Below are 13,950 nucleotides of genomic sequence, written 5' to 3'. Positions count from 1 at the left end.
GGTCTCAGGACCGCATGCACTCAGTTCCATGTGCACGCCACCACCCGGAAAATGGGGGAGAGTGGAGGAATGCGGCACTATCTCGACCACGCGGCCACGACACCCCTGCGCCCTGAGGCGCGGGATGCATGGCTCGATGCGAGCGAGATGGTCGGGAACGCATCGTCGACCCACGGCGCGGGGCAGGATGCGAGGCGCCTGCTCGAGGAGGCGCGCGAGCGCTCAGCTGCAGTGCTCGACTGCGATCCCATCGAGGTCGTCTTCACCTCGGGCGGCACGGAGTCGATCAATCTCGCGCTGCAGGGACTCTGGCAGGCGCGGCCCGTGGGGACGGATGCGATCGTGATGCCGGAGGCCGAGCATCACGCGACCGTGGACACGATCGAGGCTCTGGTCGCAGCGGGAGCGGTCCTGCGCGCTGTACCGGTATTTCGCACGGCGGCGATCGACGGGCGAGTGTTCGCCGACCAGCTTCCCGGAGCAGCGTTGGCAACCGCCCTGGTCGCCAACAACGAGGCGGGGACGATCAACGACGCCGCTGAGCTCGCCTCGTCGGCCGCGCAGGCTCTCGTGCCCCTTCACCTCGATGCGGTGTCGGCGCTCGGTCATCTACCACTGTCCTTCCGAGGGCTGAGAGGCGATGCCCCGGATGCGCTGGGGCTGGTCGCGATGAGCGTCGCAGGACACAAGATCGGAGCGCCGGTCGGTGTCGGCGCGTTGGTCGTCGCTCGCACCGCTCGGCTCTCGGCGCTCCTTCGCGGTGGCGCGCAGCAGAGAGGGCTCCGCGCCGGGACGCAGGATGTGGCGGGCGCAGCCGCGTTCGCCACCGCGCTCGAACTCGCGGAGTCCGAGCGGGAGTCGGAGACGACTCGACTCGCAGCGATGCGCGACCGGCTGGTCGACGGCATCCTGACACGAGTGCCGCAGGCTGAGCTGCTCGGCGACAGTTCGCGACGCCTCCCCGGCAACGCCCACATTCTCTTCCCCGGTGCGGTGGGGGAGAGCCTGCTCTTCCTGCTCGATACGGCAGGGATCGCCGCGTCGACCGGATCGGCGTGCCAGGCAGGAGTCGCAGAGCCGTCGCATGTGGTGATGGCGATGGGGCGCAGCGAGCAGGATGCCCGCAGCGTGCTCCGGTTCTCGCTGGGCCGCACCTCCACAGACGCCGACATCGACGCGGTTCTCGCCGCTATCGCCGACGCCTATGCGAGAGCGTCCGGCTCCGGCTCGGCTGCGCGCTCGTAGACTGGTTCCATGAGGATTCTTGCGGCCATGAGTGGCGGAGTGGACTCCGCAGTCGCGGCCGCGAGGGCCGTGGAGGCGGGGCACGACGTCGTTGGAGTGCATCTCGCGCTCTCCCGGGCGGGCGGCACCCTGCGCACCGGGAGCCGGGGCTGCTGCACCATCGAGGACGCTCTCGACGCCAGACGCGCAGCAGATCTCCTCGGCATCCCCTTCTACGTCTGGGACTTCTCCGAGCGGTTCCGCGAAGACGTGATCGCCGACTTCGTGTCGGAGTACCAGGCGGGGCGCACTCCCAATCCGTGCATGCGATGCAACGAGAAGATCAAGTTCGCCGCCCTGCTCGATCGAGCGATCGAGCTCGGCTTCGATGCCGTCTGCACGGGACACTATGCGACGCTGATCCCCACGGATGCCGGCCTCGAGCTGCACAGGGCTGCGGACAACGCGAAGGATCAGTCCTACGTGCTGGGTGTGCTGACGGCCGACCAGCTCGCGCACACCTATTTCCCGCTCGGAACCACGCCGTCCAAGGCCGTCGTGCGTGCGGAAGCCGAAGCGCGCGGTCTGAGCGTGGCGCAGAAGCCCGACAGCCACGACATCTGCTTCATCCCTGACGGCGACACCCGTGGCTGGCTCGCCGAGAAGGTGGGCACGGCGACAGGCGAGGTCGTCGACCGCAGCGGAGCCGTCGTCGGGTCCCACGAGGGTGCGCACGCGTTCACGGTCGGCCAGCGCCGCGGGCTCAAGCTCGGGGTTCCCGCCGCCGACGGCAAGCCCCGATTCGTGCTCGAGGTGCGCCCGGTCTCGAACACCGTGGTCGTCGGGCCGAAGGAGGCGCTCGCGACGCGCGAGATCTCCGGCGGTCGGTTCAGCTGGGCAGGTGCAGCCCCCGAAGACGCGGAGTTCAGCTGTGACGTGCAGATCCGCGCTCATTCGGAACCGGAACCTGCGAGGGCTTTCGTCTCGGCGGATGAAGTGAGAGTGGTGCCGGATCGCCCCCTCGACGGCGTCGCCCCCGGACAGACTGCTGTGCTGTACGTGGGAACGAGAGTGCTCGGCCAGTTCACGATCGATCGCACGGTGTCGGCCGTGCCTGTCGACGCCTAGACCCGCGCTCGGGATGTCGGTGCTCGCTCGTAGACTGGCGGGGTGCCGGAGAACATCTCGTTGGAAGACGCCCGTATCGAAGCGGACGAGCTGACCACTCGCATCCTCGAGGCGAAGGACGCGTACTACGGGCGTGACACCTCGCTCGTCGACGACGCCACGTATGACGGATGGATGCGCCGGCTCGAAGAACTCGAACGGCTGCACCCCGAGCTCCAGGGACAGGATTCACCCACCCAGATGGTGGGCGCCGCCGAAGCGACGGGTCTGGCGACGATCGAGCACGCCGAGCGGATGCTGAGTCTCGACAATGTGTTCTCGATCGACGAACTGCGGGAGTGGGCAGCGAAGACGCGGGCTTCGGCGGGGCGTGACGTCGACTGGCTCACCGAACTGAAGATCGACGGACTCGCCATCAATCTCCGCTACGAGAACGGCCGGCTGACGTCCGCCGCGACGCGAGGAGATGGGCGCGTCGGCGAGATCGTCACCGAGAACGCGCTGCGACTGCCCGAGATACCGTTCGAGCTCTCGGGCACGGGCCACCCTGCGATCGTCGAGGTCCGCGGCGAGGTGTTCATCCCGGTTGCGGCGTTCGAACGCCTGAACGTGGCGCAGGCGGAGTTCCGCGAGCGTGCCTACGACGACGCGTATGCGCGATGGGAGGCGCGATCGGGTGCGAAGAAGCCTTTCGACGAGGAGAAGGCCCGAACGGCCGCCGCCCGGCGGTTCCCCTCCTTCGCCAACCCGCGGAACGCGGCGAGCGGGGGCCTGCGGCAGCAGATCGACAAGAAGAACGGTCTCGAGCTCGAGGCGGGGATGCTGCGCATCGAATCGCTCGCTCTCTACGTGCACGGCATAGGCGCCTGGCAGAACCCACCCGTCGCAGCGCAGAGCCAGGTGTACGAGCAGCTCGCAGAGTGGGGTCTGCCGACGAGCCCCCACACCAAGGTCTGCACGAGCATCGATGAAGTCGCGGCGTTCGTCGAGTATTTCGGCCAGCACCGGCACGACATCGAGCACGAACTCGACGGCATCGTGGTCAAGGTCGATGAGCTCTCCCTGCACGATGAGCTCGGAGCCACCAGCCGCGCTCCGCGCTGGGCGATCGCCTACAAGTACCCGCCCGAAGAGGTGCAGACGAAACTCCTCGACATCGTCGTATCGGTGGGTCGCACAGGCAGGGCCACGCCGTTCGCGGTGATGGCTCCCGCCCAGGTGGCGGGCTCGGTGGTGAGGCAGGCGACGCTCCACAACAAGGACGTCGTGAAGGCGAAGGGCGTACTCATCGGCGACACCGTCGTGCTGCGTAAAGCGGGCGACGTCATCCCCGAGGTGCTCGGTCCCGTGGTCGACAAGCGCGACGGCACGGAGCGCGAGTTCGTCATGCCCGTGGAGTGCCCCGAGTGCGGCACCCCGCTGCGCCCGATGAAAGAGGGCGACATCGATCTGCGGTGTCCGAATGCGCGATCGTGCCCTGCGCAGGTGCGCGGTCGCGTCGAGCACATCGGATCACGGGGCGCGCTCGACATCGAGGCTCTCGGCGAGGTCACTGCAGCGGCGCTCACCCAGCCGACGTCGCCGGCCGTTCCGCCCCTCGAGACCGAGGCAGGACTCTTCGCGCTCACGCTCGAAGAGATCGTGCCGATCGAGCTGTTCGTCCGCGACGCGGAGACGGGCCTGCCGAAGGAGGACGACGACGGGCTGGTGAAGACACGAGCGCCGTTCCGCCGCAATCCCACGGCCGCAGAGAAGAAGTCCGGCCTCGAGGGGCCGCAGCCGTCGTCGCAGGCCCTCACCCTCCTGGCCGAGCTCGAGAAGGCGAAGACGAAGGACCTGTGGCGACTTCTCGTGTCGCTCAACATCCGTCACGTCGGCCCCGTCGCTGCACGAGCGCTCGCGCAGTGGTTCGGCTCGCTCGATGCGATCCGCGCGGCCTCCCGCGACGAGCTCGCTGCGGTCGAGGGGGTCGGCGGCATCATCGCCGACTCGCTGCTCGCGTGGTTCGAAGTCGACTGGCACAGAGAGATCGTGCAGCAGTGGGCCGAGGCCGGGGTCCAGTGGGCGACTCCCGGTCACCCGGGTCCGGGTGCTGCCGTGGTCGAGGGCGGCGTACTCGACGGCCTCACCATCGTCGCGACCGGATCGCTCGACGGGTACACACGCGACGGTGCCCAGGAGGCCATCATCAAGGCGGGCGGCAAGGCCGCGTCGAGCGTGTCGAAGAAGACCGACTTCGTCGCCGCCGGTCCTGGCGCGGGGTCGAAGTTGGGCAAGGCGGAGGAGCTCGGTATCCGCATCCTCGACGCTGCTCAGTTCCACATCCTCGTGACCCAGGGGCCGGACGCGCTCGGATGAAGCGCTACGGGCCGTTGATCGTCGTTCCGGGCGCGCTGGCGGTGGGTGATCCGGGGAGGCATCATCTGCGCCTGACACCCGACGCGGTCCTCTTCCGCGACGGCAGTGAGAATCGCGGTATCGTCCCGTGGATTCAGGTCGAACGAGTGCTGATCGACGTACCCGTGACGAGATTCCGGCTGCCGGGGCTCGTCAGCACGATCGTCATCGGTGCGCTGACGTTCCTCGCCGTCTCCGATCTCGGAATGGACCCGGATGACGGCACAGTCGACGTGCAGATCGGCGGAGAATCCACCACCGCACCCTTGAGCCGTCACCATGTCGGCGGATACTGGGCTCCGACAGTCGATGGCGCCCACAGGCTGTTGCAGCACCTCATCGACCACCCGGAGCAGCGATCGCTGCTCGCGCGGCCGGAGTCCCTGCTCGACGTCGCCGCGCGCCTGGCACGCAGCGCGGCGTCGGGAACCTCAGGCGCCTGACGCGACTATGCCTCGGCGATCCGCTGGAGCAGCTTCGGAGATCCGGTGAACCCGAGCCGCTGATAGACCGAAACCGCGCGCTCGCTCGAGTGCACGGTGACCCTGGAGGCGCCGGCTCTGTGCGCATGGGTGGCAGCTGCGTCGACGAGTGCGGCGCCCACGCCGCCCCCACGGTGCTCGGGCATCACGAAGACGCTCTGGATGTCTGCCGAGAGGCGGTTGTTCGCACCAGGGCTGGGCACGCGCGGGAGCAGCGCGACCCATGCGGCACCCACCGTCGTGTCCTCGGTGAGGGCCACGAACGCGAAGTGGGTGGCCCGATGGGCTTCCCACCACGCCCCGAGTGCGTCCACGAACGAGTCGAACTCCGCGGTGTCGGCGTCGTCGCCGGCTCTGTCAATCCACTTCAAGCGCGCCAGGCCCCGAACATCCTCGGGGCCTGCGCGCTCGATGTGCATTGGTCGATCAGTCCTTGTGCCGCGGCTTGCGGAACGGCTTCTCGCCGCGCTCATCGGAGCGGGCCGGACGGTCCTCGCGGTCGTAGCGGGGGCGGTCGAAGCCGCCTCGAGCGCCGGCGTCGCGCGGGCCGTCGTTGCGTCGGGCTGCCGGACCACGGTCGGGCTTGATCTCGATCAGTCGACCAGAGATGCGGGTGTCCCTGAGCTTGTCGAGCACCGAGGAGTCGAGGTTGGCGGGAAGCTCGACGACCGTGAAGTCCGGCCGGATGTTGATGGCGCCGAAATCGTCACGGCCGAGGCCGCCCTCGTTCGCGAGCGCACCGACGATCTGACGCGGCTCGACCCGGTGACGTCGACCGACCTCGATGCGGTAGGGCTTGTAGTCGCCCCGTCCACGGCGCTCGCGAGGCTCGCGGGGCTCCCGCTGATCGCGGGTGTTGCGTTCCCGCGGCGGACGGTTGTCGAACTCGACGGCCTTCGTCAGCGGGTCATCCGACGGGTCGAGCAGCAGCGGAGTGTCGCCCTGCGCGACGACCGCGAGCGCAGCGGCCACATCGGCTTCAGGCACATCATGGTTGCGCACGTAGTGGGCGATGATGTCACGGAACTTCTCGATCCGCGGGCTGTCGCCGAGCGCGGTCGTGATCGCATCGTCGAATCGCGCGAGACGCGTGGTGTTGACGTCGTCCATGCTGGGCAGCTGCATCTGCGTCGGCTGCTGGCGGGTCGCCTTCTCGATCGACTTGAGCAGGTAACGCTCGCGCGGGGTGATGAAGCTGATCGCGTCGCCCTTGCGACCGGCGCGTCCGGTGCGGCCGATGCGGTGCACGTAGGACTCGGTGTCGGTGGGGATGTCGAAGTTGATGACGTGGCTGATGCGCTCGACGTCGAGACCTCGAGCGGCGACGTCCGTCGCGACGAGGATGTCGAGCTTGCCGTCCTTGAGCTGGTTGACGCTGCGCTCACGTTGCACCTGCGCCACATCGCCGTTGATCGCAGCGGCCGAGTATCCACGGGCGCGCAGCTTCTCGGCGAGCGTCTCGGTCTCGTTCTTGGTGCGGACGAACACGATCATGCCGTCGAAGTTCTCGACCTCGAGGATGCGGGTCAGCGCATCGACCTTCTGCGCGTACGACACCACGAGGTAGCGCTGCGTGATGTTGGTGCCCGTTGCGGTCTTCGACTTGATGCTGATCTCTTCGGGATCGCGCAGGTACTTCTGCGCGAGGCGGCGGATCTGCGGGGGCATCGTCGCGGAGAACAGTGCGACCTGCTTCTCGACGGGCGTCTGAGCGAGGATCTGCTCGACATCTTCCGCAAAGCCCATCTTGAGCATCTCGTCGGCCTCGTCGAGCACCAGGTACTGCAGCTGCGAGAGGTCGAGAGTGCCCTTGGCGAGGTGGTCCATGATGCGGCCGGGCGTTCCGACGATCACGTGGACGCCGCGGCGCAGCGCGGAGAGCTGCACGCCGTAGGCCTGGCCGCCGTAGACCGGCAGCATGTGCACACCCTTCATCTTCGAGGCGTAGGACTCGAAGGCCTCGCAGACCTGCAGTGCGAGCTCGCGAGTCGGAGCGAGCACCAGCGCCTGCGGAGTCTTCTGCGAGACGTCGAGGCGCTCCAGGACGGGGAGCGCGAAGGCCGCGGTCTTTCCCGTTCCTGTCTGCGCCATGCCGACGACGTCGCGGCCCGACAGGAGAGTCGGGATCGTCGCGGCCTGGATGGGGGAGGGGGTCTCGTAGCCGAGGTCCTTGATCGCCTTGAGGACGGGGCCGGTGATGCCGAGCTCCTCGAATCCAGGGGTCTCGGGGGCGTCGGTGGGCACAGCGTCTTCAGGGGTCACTGATCAAGGGTAGCGCGTCCCGGGTTCCCGCGCCTGTGAGGGCGCCCTCAGGCACCGGAGGTCAGCGCCAGGAGCTTCTCCCTGACCTGCCGGCGCAGGACCTTGCCGATCAACGATTTCGGAAGCTCATCCACGACGAAGATGCGCCGGGGCACCTTGTAGGGGGTGAGGATGCTGCGCGCATACTCGCGGATCGCCTCGACGTCCACCTCGGTTCCGGAGTCGATGACGATCGCCGCGACCACCTCCTCGCCGGAGTGATCGCTCGGCAGGCCGACCACCGCGGCGTCGGCGACCTGCGGGTGCTGACGCAGTGCGTTCTCCACCTCCGTCGGTGCGACATTGAAGCCGCCGGTGATGATGAGTTCCTTGATGCGGTCGACGATTCTGATGAAGCCCGCATCGTCGACCGTCACGATGTCTCCGGTGCGGAACCAGCCGTCGACGAAGACGGCCTCGGTCTCCTCCGGCTTGCCGTAGTACCCGGAGAACACCTGTGGACCGCGCACGAGGAGTTCGCCCGCTGCGCCGGGTTCGACATCGACGGTCGGGTTGTCGGGATCGACCACCCGGCATTCGGTGCCGGGCAACGGAAGTCCCACTGTTCCGGGCACGCGGTTGTCTGCGACCGGATTCGCCATCAGAACGGGGGAGCATTCGCTGAGTCCGTATCCCTCGACGAGGAAGCCGTTCGTGGCAGCCTCGAACGGCACCACCAGCTCGTGAGGGAGCGCCATGGCGCCGGAGATCGCGACCTCGATCCCGTCGAGGGACACGCCCTCGGCGTTCGCCGCTGCGAGCAGTCGATCAGCGATCGGGGGCACAAGCGGAAGGAACGTCGCCGGGTGCTTCTTCATCACACCGAGCACGAGGTCCGGATCGAACTTCGGGAAGAGCACGAGTCGTGCTCCCATCGACATCGCAAACGTCAGACACAGCGTGAGGCCGTAAGCGTGGAACATCGGCAGCACCGCGTAGACGACGCAGCCCTTGCCACGCTGGATGGACGGCACCCACGCCTGCGACTGGGCGGCGTTCGCGAGCAGGTTCCCGTGCGTCAGCGCCGCACCCTTGGGGGTTCCCGTGGTGCCCGACGTGTACTGGATGATGGCGAGGTCGCCGGTGGCCGGCTTCGGGTGCGTCGCCGAGATCGGAGCCGACTGCACCAGCGAGTCCCAGGCGACGGTTCCCCGGACGCGCTCGGTGAGCGCCGCGCGCGACTCTCTCGCTTTCGCCACAGGCAGTCGCAGAGCCACGCGGGTCAGAAAGGGCATCGCCCGGGTGACGTCCACGGAGATGAGGTTCGTCACCGCGAGATCGGCCGGGAACTCCTGCACCGTCGATACGACCTTGTTCCAGACGATCGCGTGCTTCGCGCCGTGGTCCTCGAACTGCTTGCGGAGCTCGCGAGGCGTGTAGAGCGGGTTGTGCTCGACGACCACGGCGCCCAGACGGAGCACGGCGTAGAACGCCACGATGTGCTGCGGGCAGTTCGGCAGCACGATCGCGACCGGATCCCCTGCGCGCACGCCGAGATCGCGCAGACCCTCGGCGGCGCGGTCGATCGCATCCTGCAGTTGCGCATAGGTCGTCTCACGTCCGAAGAACTGCAGTGCAGGGGCGTCGGGGTAATCGCGAGCGGATGCCGCGACGATGTCGACCAGCGATCCCGAGACGGGGGCGAGGTCGTCGGGGACGCCTTCCGCATAGCTGGCGATCCACGGGCGGGGAGGCTGGTACGGGCTCACCCGCCCAGCATAGGACCGGCACCGCCCGTCTGCGGGGAGACGACGAGCACGGCAACTAGACTTGGGACGTGTCTGAAATCACCCCTGATCTTGTGCGCCATCTCGGCGTGCTCGCGCGCATCCAGCTCAACGACGACGAGGTGACCCGGCTGACGGGCCAGCTCGATGCCATCGTCGACAACATCGCGAAGGTGTCTGAGGTCGCAAGCCCCGACGTCGCCGCGACGAGTCACCCGATCCCGCTGAGCAACGTCTACCGTCCCGATGTGGTGGGCGAGACGCTCACGCACGAACAGGTGCTCCAGAACGCGCCGGACCAGGCCGATGGCCGGTTCCGCGTCACCGCGATCCTGGGAGAAGAACAGTGAGCGACATCATCCGGATGACCGCAGCCGAGCTTGCGGACAAGCTCGCCAGCCGCGAGATCTCCAGCGTCGAGGCGACGCGCGCACACCTCGACCGCATCGCCGCCGTCGACGGCGACGTCCATGCCTTCCTCCACGTGAACGAGGGCGCGCTCGATGCCGCCGCAGCTGTCGACGCGAGGCGGGCTGCGGGCGAGGAGCTCGGCCCGATCGCCGGTGTGCCGCTCGCCATCAAGGACGTGCTTGTCACGACCGACCAGCCGACCACCAGCGGCTCGCGGATCCTCGAGGGCTACCGCTCGCCGTACGACGCCACCGTCGTCGCTCGATCGCGCGCGGCAGGGCTGATCCCGCTCGGCAAGACCAACATGGACGAGTTCGCCATGGGGTCGTCCACCGAGCATTCCGCATACGGCCCCACCCGCAACCCGTGGGACCTCGATCGGATCCCCGGTGGCTCCGGCGGTGGATCGGCCGCGGCCGTCGCCGCCTTCGAGGCTCCGCTGGCGCTCGGCTCAGACACCGGTGGATCAATCCGTCAGCCCGCGCATGTGACCGGCACGGTCGGCGTCAAGCCCACCTACGGCGGTGTCAGCCGCTACGGCGCGATCGCACTCGCTTCCAGCCTCGACCAGGTCGGACCGGTGACGCGCACCGTGCTCGACGCAGGTCTGCTGCATGACGCGATCGGCGGTCACGACCCGAAGGACTCCACATCGCTGCGCGACGAGTGGCCTTCGTTCGCGGATGCCGCCCGTGAGGGCGCGCGCGGAGATGTGCTCAAAGGCCTCAGGGTCGGCGTCATCAGGGAATTGCCCGACAGCGGGTTCCAGCCGGGCGTCGCCGAGTCGTTCCGCAGCGCTCTCGCGCTCATGGAGGCTCAGGGTGCAGAGATCGTCGAGATCGGAGCGCCCCACTTCGAGTACGGCGTCGCCGCGTACTATCTGATCCTCCCCGCCGAGGCATCCAGCAACCTCGCGAAGTTCGACTCCGTGCGCTTCGGTCTCCGTGTGACTCCTGATGGCAACCCGACCGTCGAGGACGTCATGTCCGCGACGCGCGACGCCGGCTTCGGCGACGAGGTCAAACGACGCATCATCCTCGGCACGTACGCACTGTCGGCGGGGTACTACGACGCCTACTACGGCAGTGCACAGAAGGTCCGCACGCTCATCCAGCAGGACTTCGCGAACGCCTTCGCGGAGGTGGACATCATCGCGACGCCGTCGGCACCGACCACCGCGTTCAAGATCGGCGAGAAGATCGACGATCCGCTGCAGATGTACCTCAACGACATCACGACGATCCCGGTCAACCTCGCCGGCGTCCCGGGCATCTCGATCCCGAGCGGCCTCGCGTCAGAAGACGGACTGCCCGTCGGCATCCAGTTCATCGCACCGGCGAGGGAGGACGCGCGACTCTACAAGGTCGGCGCTGCGGTCGAGACGCTCCTCGTCGATTCGTGGGGAGCACCGCTCCTCACGCGTGCACCCCAGCTCGTGGGAGGGACCCGCTGATGGCCACTGCCAAGCTCATGGACTTCGACAAAGCGCTCGAGCTGTTCGAGCCCGTTCTCGGATTCGAGGTGCACGTCGAACTCAACACCAACACGAAGATGTTCTCGGACGCGCCGAACCCGGCGAACGAGGCCTATCACGCGGCTGCGCCGAACACGCTGATCGCCCCGGTCGACCTCGGTCTACCCGGATCGCTGCCCGTCGTGAACGAGACGGCGATTCGCTCATCGATCAGCCTCGGTCTTGCACTCGGCTGCTCGATCGCACCGTCGAGCCGCTTCGCGCGGAAGAACTACTTCTACCCCGACCTCGGCAAGAACTACCAGATCTCGCAGTACGACGAGCCGATCGCGTTCGAGGGTGAGGTCGAGGTCGAGCTCGAAGACGGAACCATCGTGCAGATCCCGATCGAGCGCGCGCACATGGAGGAGGACGCCGGCAAGCTCACTCACATGGGCGGATCCACCGGACGCATCCAGGGTGCCGAGTACTCGCTGGTCGACTACAACCGCGCCGGTGTTCCGCTCGTCGAGATCGTCACGAAGGTCATCTTCGGCACTGAGCACCGTGCCCCTGAGGTCGCCAAGGCCTATGTCGCGACCATCCGTGACATCGTCCGCAGCCTCGGGATCTCCGAAGCCCGCCTGGAGCGCGGCAACCTCCGCTGCGACGCCAACATCTCGCTGCGCCCTCGCGGCCAGGAGAAGCTCGGCACGCGCACCGAGACGAAGAACGTCAACTCGATGCGGTCGGTCGAACGCGCCGTGCGTTACGAGATCCAGCGTCAGGCGCAGATCCTCGCCGACGGCGGCACGATCACTCAGGAGACCCGGCACTGGCACGAGGACACGGGCACGACCTCGCCCGGTCGTCCCAAGTCGGATGCCGATGACTACCGGTACTTCCCCGAGCCCGACCTGGTTCCGGTGGAGCCTGCGGCCGAGCTGATCGAGGAGCTCCGAGCGCAGCTGCCCGAACAGCCCGTGGCGCGTCGGCGCCGCCTGATGGGCGAGTGGGGGTTCACCGACCTGGAGTTCCAGGACGTGCGGAACGGCGGCCTGTTGGAGGTCGTCGAGGCGACGATCTCGGCCGGAGCGACTCCTGCCACGGCCCGCAAGTGGTGGACGGGCGAGATCAGCCGTCTCGCGAACACGCAGGAGAAGGATGCCACGGAGCTGATCTCTCCTGAGAACGTCGTGGCGCTGCAGAAGCTCGTCGACGCCGGGACCCTCACCGACAAGCTGGCCCGCCAGGTGCTCGAGGGAGTCATCGCCGGTGAGGGCACGCCGCAGGAGGTCGTCGACGGCCGCGGACTCGCCGTCGTCTCGGATGACGGAGCGCTGATCGCCGCGATCGACGAGGCCCTGGCAGCTCAGCCCGACGTTCTCGCGAAGATCAAGGACGGCAAGGTCCAGGCAGCCGGCGCCGTCATCGGCGCTGTGATGAAGGCTATGAAGGGCCAGGCCGACGCAGCCCGGGTCCGCGAACTCGTTCTCGAGCGCGCTGCGCAGTGATCGGATCCCCCGGACCTCATGTCTGAGGTCCGGGGGAGAATGGTCTCATGGGACACGGTGACGGCAGAGGGCGCATCGTCTCGTCAGCCGATGCCGACGACACCGGCACGAGCATCCTGCACGTCGACATGGATGCGTTCTACGCCGGTGTCGAGGTGCTCGATGATCCCAGCTTGCGCGGTCTCCCGCTGATCATCGGGTCACCCGACGGCCGATCGGTGGTGTCCAGCGCCTCCTACGAGGCGCGCCGCTACGGCGTGCGTGCGGCGATGCCGGTGTCTCAGGCGCTGCGCTTGTGCCCGTCGGCGCGCGTCGTTCCTCCGCACTTCCATCGCTACCAGGCGGTCTCACGTCAGGTGATGGCGATCTTCGAGTCGTTCACGCCGTTGGTCGAGCCGCTGTCGGTCGATGAGGCCTTCCTCGACGTGCGCGGCGTCCGACGGCTCTGGGGCAGCCCTGCACAGATCGCGCACCTCGTTCGGCAGCGCGTCAGAGATGAGGTGGGCATCACCTGCAGTGTCGGCGTCGCAGCCACGAAGCATGTGGCGAAGATGGCCTCGACGATCTCGAAGCCCGATGGGATGCTCGTCGTCTCGGCATCCGACACGCAGGACTTCCTCGACCCGCGTCCGGTGCGCGCCATGTGGGGTGTGGGGCCGAAGGCGGCCGAGGCATTGGAGGGGCGCGGAATCCGCACGGTGCGCGACATCCGCACCTCGTCTCCGGCGATGCTCGACCGCGCCGTGGGGCCGGCTCTCAGCGCGCGACTCGCGGAGCTCGCTCGCGGCGAGGATCCCCGGGCAGTCGAGACGGAACGCGTCGAGAAGAGCGTCGGGCACGAGGAGACCTTCGACACCGACATCTCAGACAGGTCCTTCCTGAGAGCCGAGCTCCTGCGCCTCGCCGACCGCGTCGCAGCGCGCCTGCGGAAGGCGGAATGGGAGACGTCGACGGTCGCCATCAAGATCAGGTTCGACGACTTCCGCACCATCAGCCGTTCGCAGACGCTCCCGGAACCCACCGCGGTGGGCCAGCGCATCGGAGAGGCCGCCCAAGCGCTTTTCGACCAGATCGATCGACGGGATCCCGTGCGTCTGGTCGGAGTGCGCGCTGAGAAGCTGCGGCCGGCCGGCGGCGGCGGCTTCGGCCTCTGGGACGACGACGAGGACTGGAGGCGCGTCGAGGGCGCGGTCGACGATGCCGTCGCACGTTTCGGCACGGCCACGATCAGGCGAGCGAGACACATCGGGCGGGGCGACGGCCGTGGTGCTGCGCAACATCCCAGGGCGCACGGGCTCGATTGACCCTTCCCA

General features: G+C 68.0%; 11 protein-coding genes. 8 read left to right on the top strand and 3 right to left on the bottom strand.

The features are described 5' to 3' along the window. Positions 1–69 precede the first annotated feature (69 nt). From RU09_RS01335 to RU09_RS01320, 4 genes are read left to right on the top strand one after another with little or no spacing between them, the layout of a single operon-like run. Positions 70–1,245 carry a cysteine desulfurase family protein gene (locus tag RU09_RS01335; protein ID WP_042536752.1) on the top strand — a complete coding sequence of 392 codons (1,176 nt, stop codon included), beginning with the start codon at positions 70–72 and terminating at the stop codon, positions 1,243–1,245. 9 nt (positions 1,246–1,254) lie between these two features. After that, on the top strand, positions 1,255–2,352 hold the full coding sequence (mnmA, locus tag RU09_RS01330; RefSeq protein WP_079112757.1) for a tRNA 2-thiouridine(34) synthase MnmA: 1,098 nt from the start codon (positions 1,255–1,257) through the stop codon (positions 2,350–2,352). A gap of 42 nt (positions 2,353–2,394) precedes the next feature. Beyond that, on the top strand, positions 2,395–4,710 hold the full coding sequence (gene ligA / locus RU09_RS01325) for an NAD-dependent DNA ligase LigA (protein WP_042536750.1): 2,316 nt from the start codon (positions 2,395–2,397) through the stop codon (positions 4,708–4,710). Continuing rightward, positions 4,707–5,192, top strand: a complete 486-nt coding sequence (locus RU09_RS01320; protein WP_042536748.1) for a hypothetical protein — start codon at positions 4,707–4,709, stop codon at positions 5,190–5,192. Before ligA ends, RU09_RS01320 begins: the two co-directional genes overlap by 4 nt. A 5-nt stretch (positions 5,193–5,197) precedes the next feature. Here RU09_RS01320 and RU09_RS01315 read toward each other — a convergent pair whose 3' ends face one another. The 3 genes from RU09_RS01315 to RU09_RS01305 are packed head-to-tail and all read right to left on the bottom strand — an operon-like array spanning position 5,198 to position 9,241. After that, positions 5,198–5,602: a GNAT family N-acetyltransferase gene (locus tag RU09_RS01315; protein WP_194286028.1), complete on the bottom strand. Its 405-nt coding sequence runs from the start codon at positions 5,600–5,602 to the stop codon at positions 5,198–5,200. Positions 5,603–5,657: 55 nt separating this feature from the next. Next, complete coding sequence (locus tag RU09_RS01310) at positions 5,658–7,493, bottom strand: DEAD/DEAH box helicase (RefSeq protein WP_228385696.1); 1,836 nt, start codon at positions 7,491–7,493, stop codon at positions 5,658–5,660. Between the two features lie 47 nt (positions 7,494–7,540). Next, a complete protein-coding gene (locus RU09_RS01305) occupies positions 7,541–9,241 on the bottom strand; it encodes a long-chain-fatty-acid--CoA ligase (protein WP_042536744.1) in 1,701 nt (566 codons plus the stop codon). A gap of 68 nt (positions 9,242–9,309) precedes the next feature. Between RU09_RS01305 and gatC the strand changes: the two genes are divergently transcribed. The 4 genes from gatC to dinB are packed head-to-tail and all read left to right on the top strand — an operon-like array spanning position 9,310 to position 13,941. Continuing rightward, positions 9,310–9,609 carry an Asp-tRNA(Asn)/Glu-tRNA(Gln) amidotransferase subunit GatC gene (gene gatC / locus RU09_RS01300; protein ID WP_042536743.1) on the top strand — a complete coding sequence of 100 codons (300 nt, stop codon included), beginning with the start codon at positions 9,310–9,312 and terminating at the stop codon, positions 9,607–9,609. Then, positions 9,606–11,123: an Asp-tRNA(Asn)/Glu-tRNA(Gln) amidotransferase subunit GatA gene (gene gatA, locus RU09_RS01295; RefSeq protein ID WP_042536742.1), complete on the top strand. Its 1,518-nt coding sequence runs from the start codon at positions 9,606–9,608 to the stop codon at positions 11,121–11,123. Before gatC ends, gatA begins: the two co-directional genes overlap by 4 nt. Next, complete coding sequence (gene gatB, locus RU09_RS01290; protein WP_042536741.1) at positions 11,123–12,637, top strand: Asp-tRNA(Asn)/Glu-tRNA(Gln) amidotransferase subunit GatB; 1,515 nt, start codon at positions 11,123–11,125, stop codon at positions 12,635–12,637. Before gatA ends, gatB begins: the two co-directional genes overlap by 1 nt. Positions 12,638–12,684: 47 nt before the next feature. Next, positions 12,685–13,941 carry a DNA polymerase IV gene (dinB, locus tag RU09_RS01285; RefSeq protein WP_042536740.1) on the top strand — a complete coding sequence of 419 codons (1,257 nt, stop codon included), beginning with the start codon at positions 12,685–12,687 and terminating at the stop codon, positions 13,939–13,941. The last annotated feature ends 9 nt before the right edge of the window (positions 13,942–13,950 follow it).

The organism is Microbacterium sp. MEJ108Y (genome assembly GCF_000834175.1).
Taxonomy (GTDB): Bacteria; Actinomycetota; Actinomycetes; order Actinomycetales; family Microbacteriaceae; genus Microbacterium; species Microbacterium forte.
The sequence above is the reverse complement of the archived record's forward strand: the minus strand, read 5'-3'. Positions and strand labels throughout refer to the sequence as shown.

Excerpts from the sequence above, each read along its gene's own strand:
- RU09_RS01335 (WP_042536752.1), top strand. The coding sequence starts at position 70 with ATGCGGCACTATCTCGACCACGCGGCCACGACACCCCTGCGCCCTGAG.
- mnmA (WP_079112757.1), top strand. The coding sequence starts at position 1,255 with ATGAGGATTCTTGCGGCCATGAGTGGCGGAGTGGACTCCGCAGTCGCG.
- RU09_RS01320 (WP_042536748.1), top strand. The coding sequence starts at position 4,707 with ATGAAGCGCTACGGGCCGTTGATCGTCGTTCCGGGCGCGCTGGCGGTG.
- gatB (WP_042536741.1), top strand. The coding sequence starts at position 11,123 with ATGGCCACTGCCAAGCTCATGGACTTCGACAAAGCGCTCGAGCTGTTC.
- dinB (WP_042536740.1), top strand. The coding sequence starts at position 12,685 with ATGGGACACGGTGACGGCAGAGGGCGCATCGTCTCGTCAGCCGATGCC.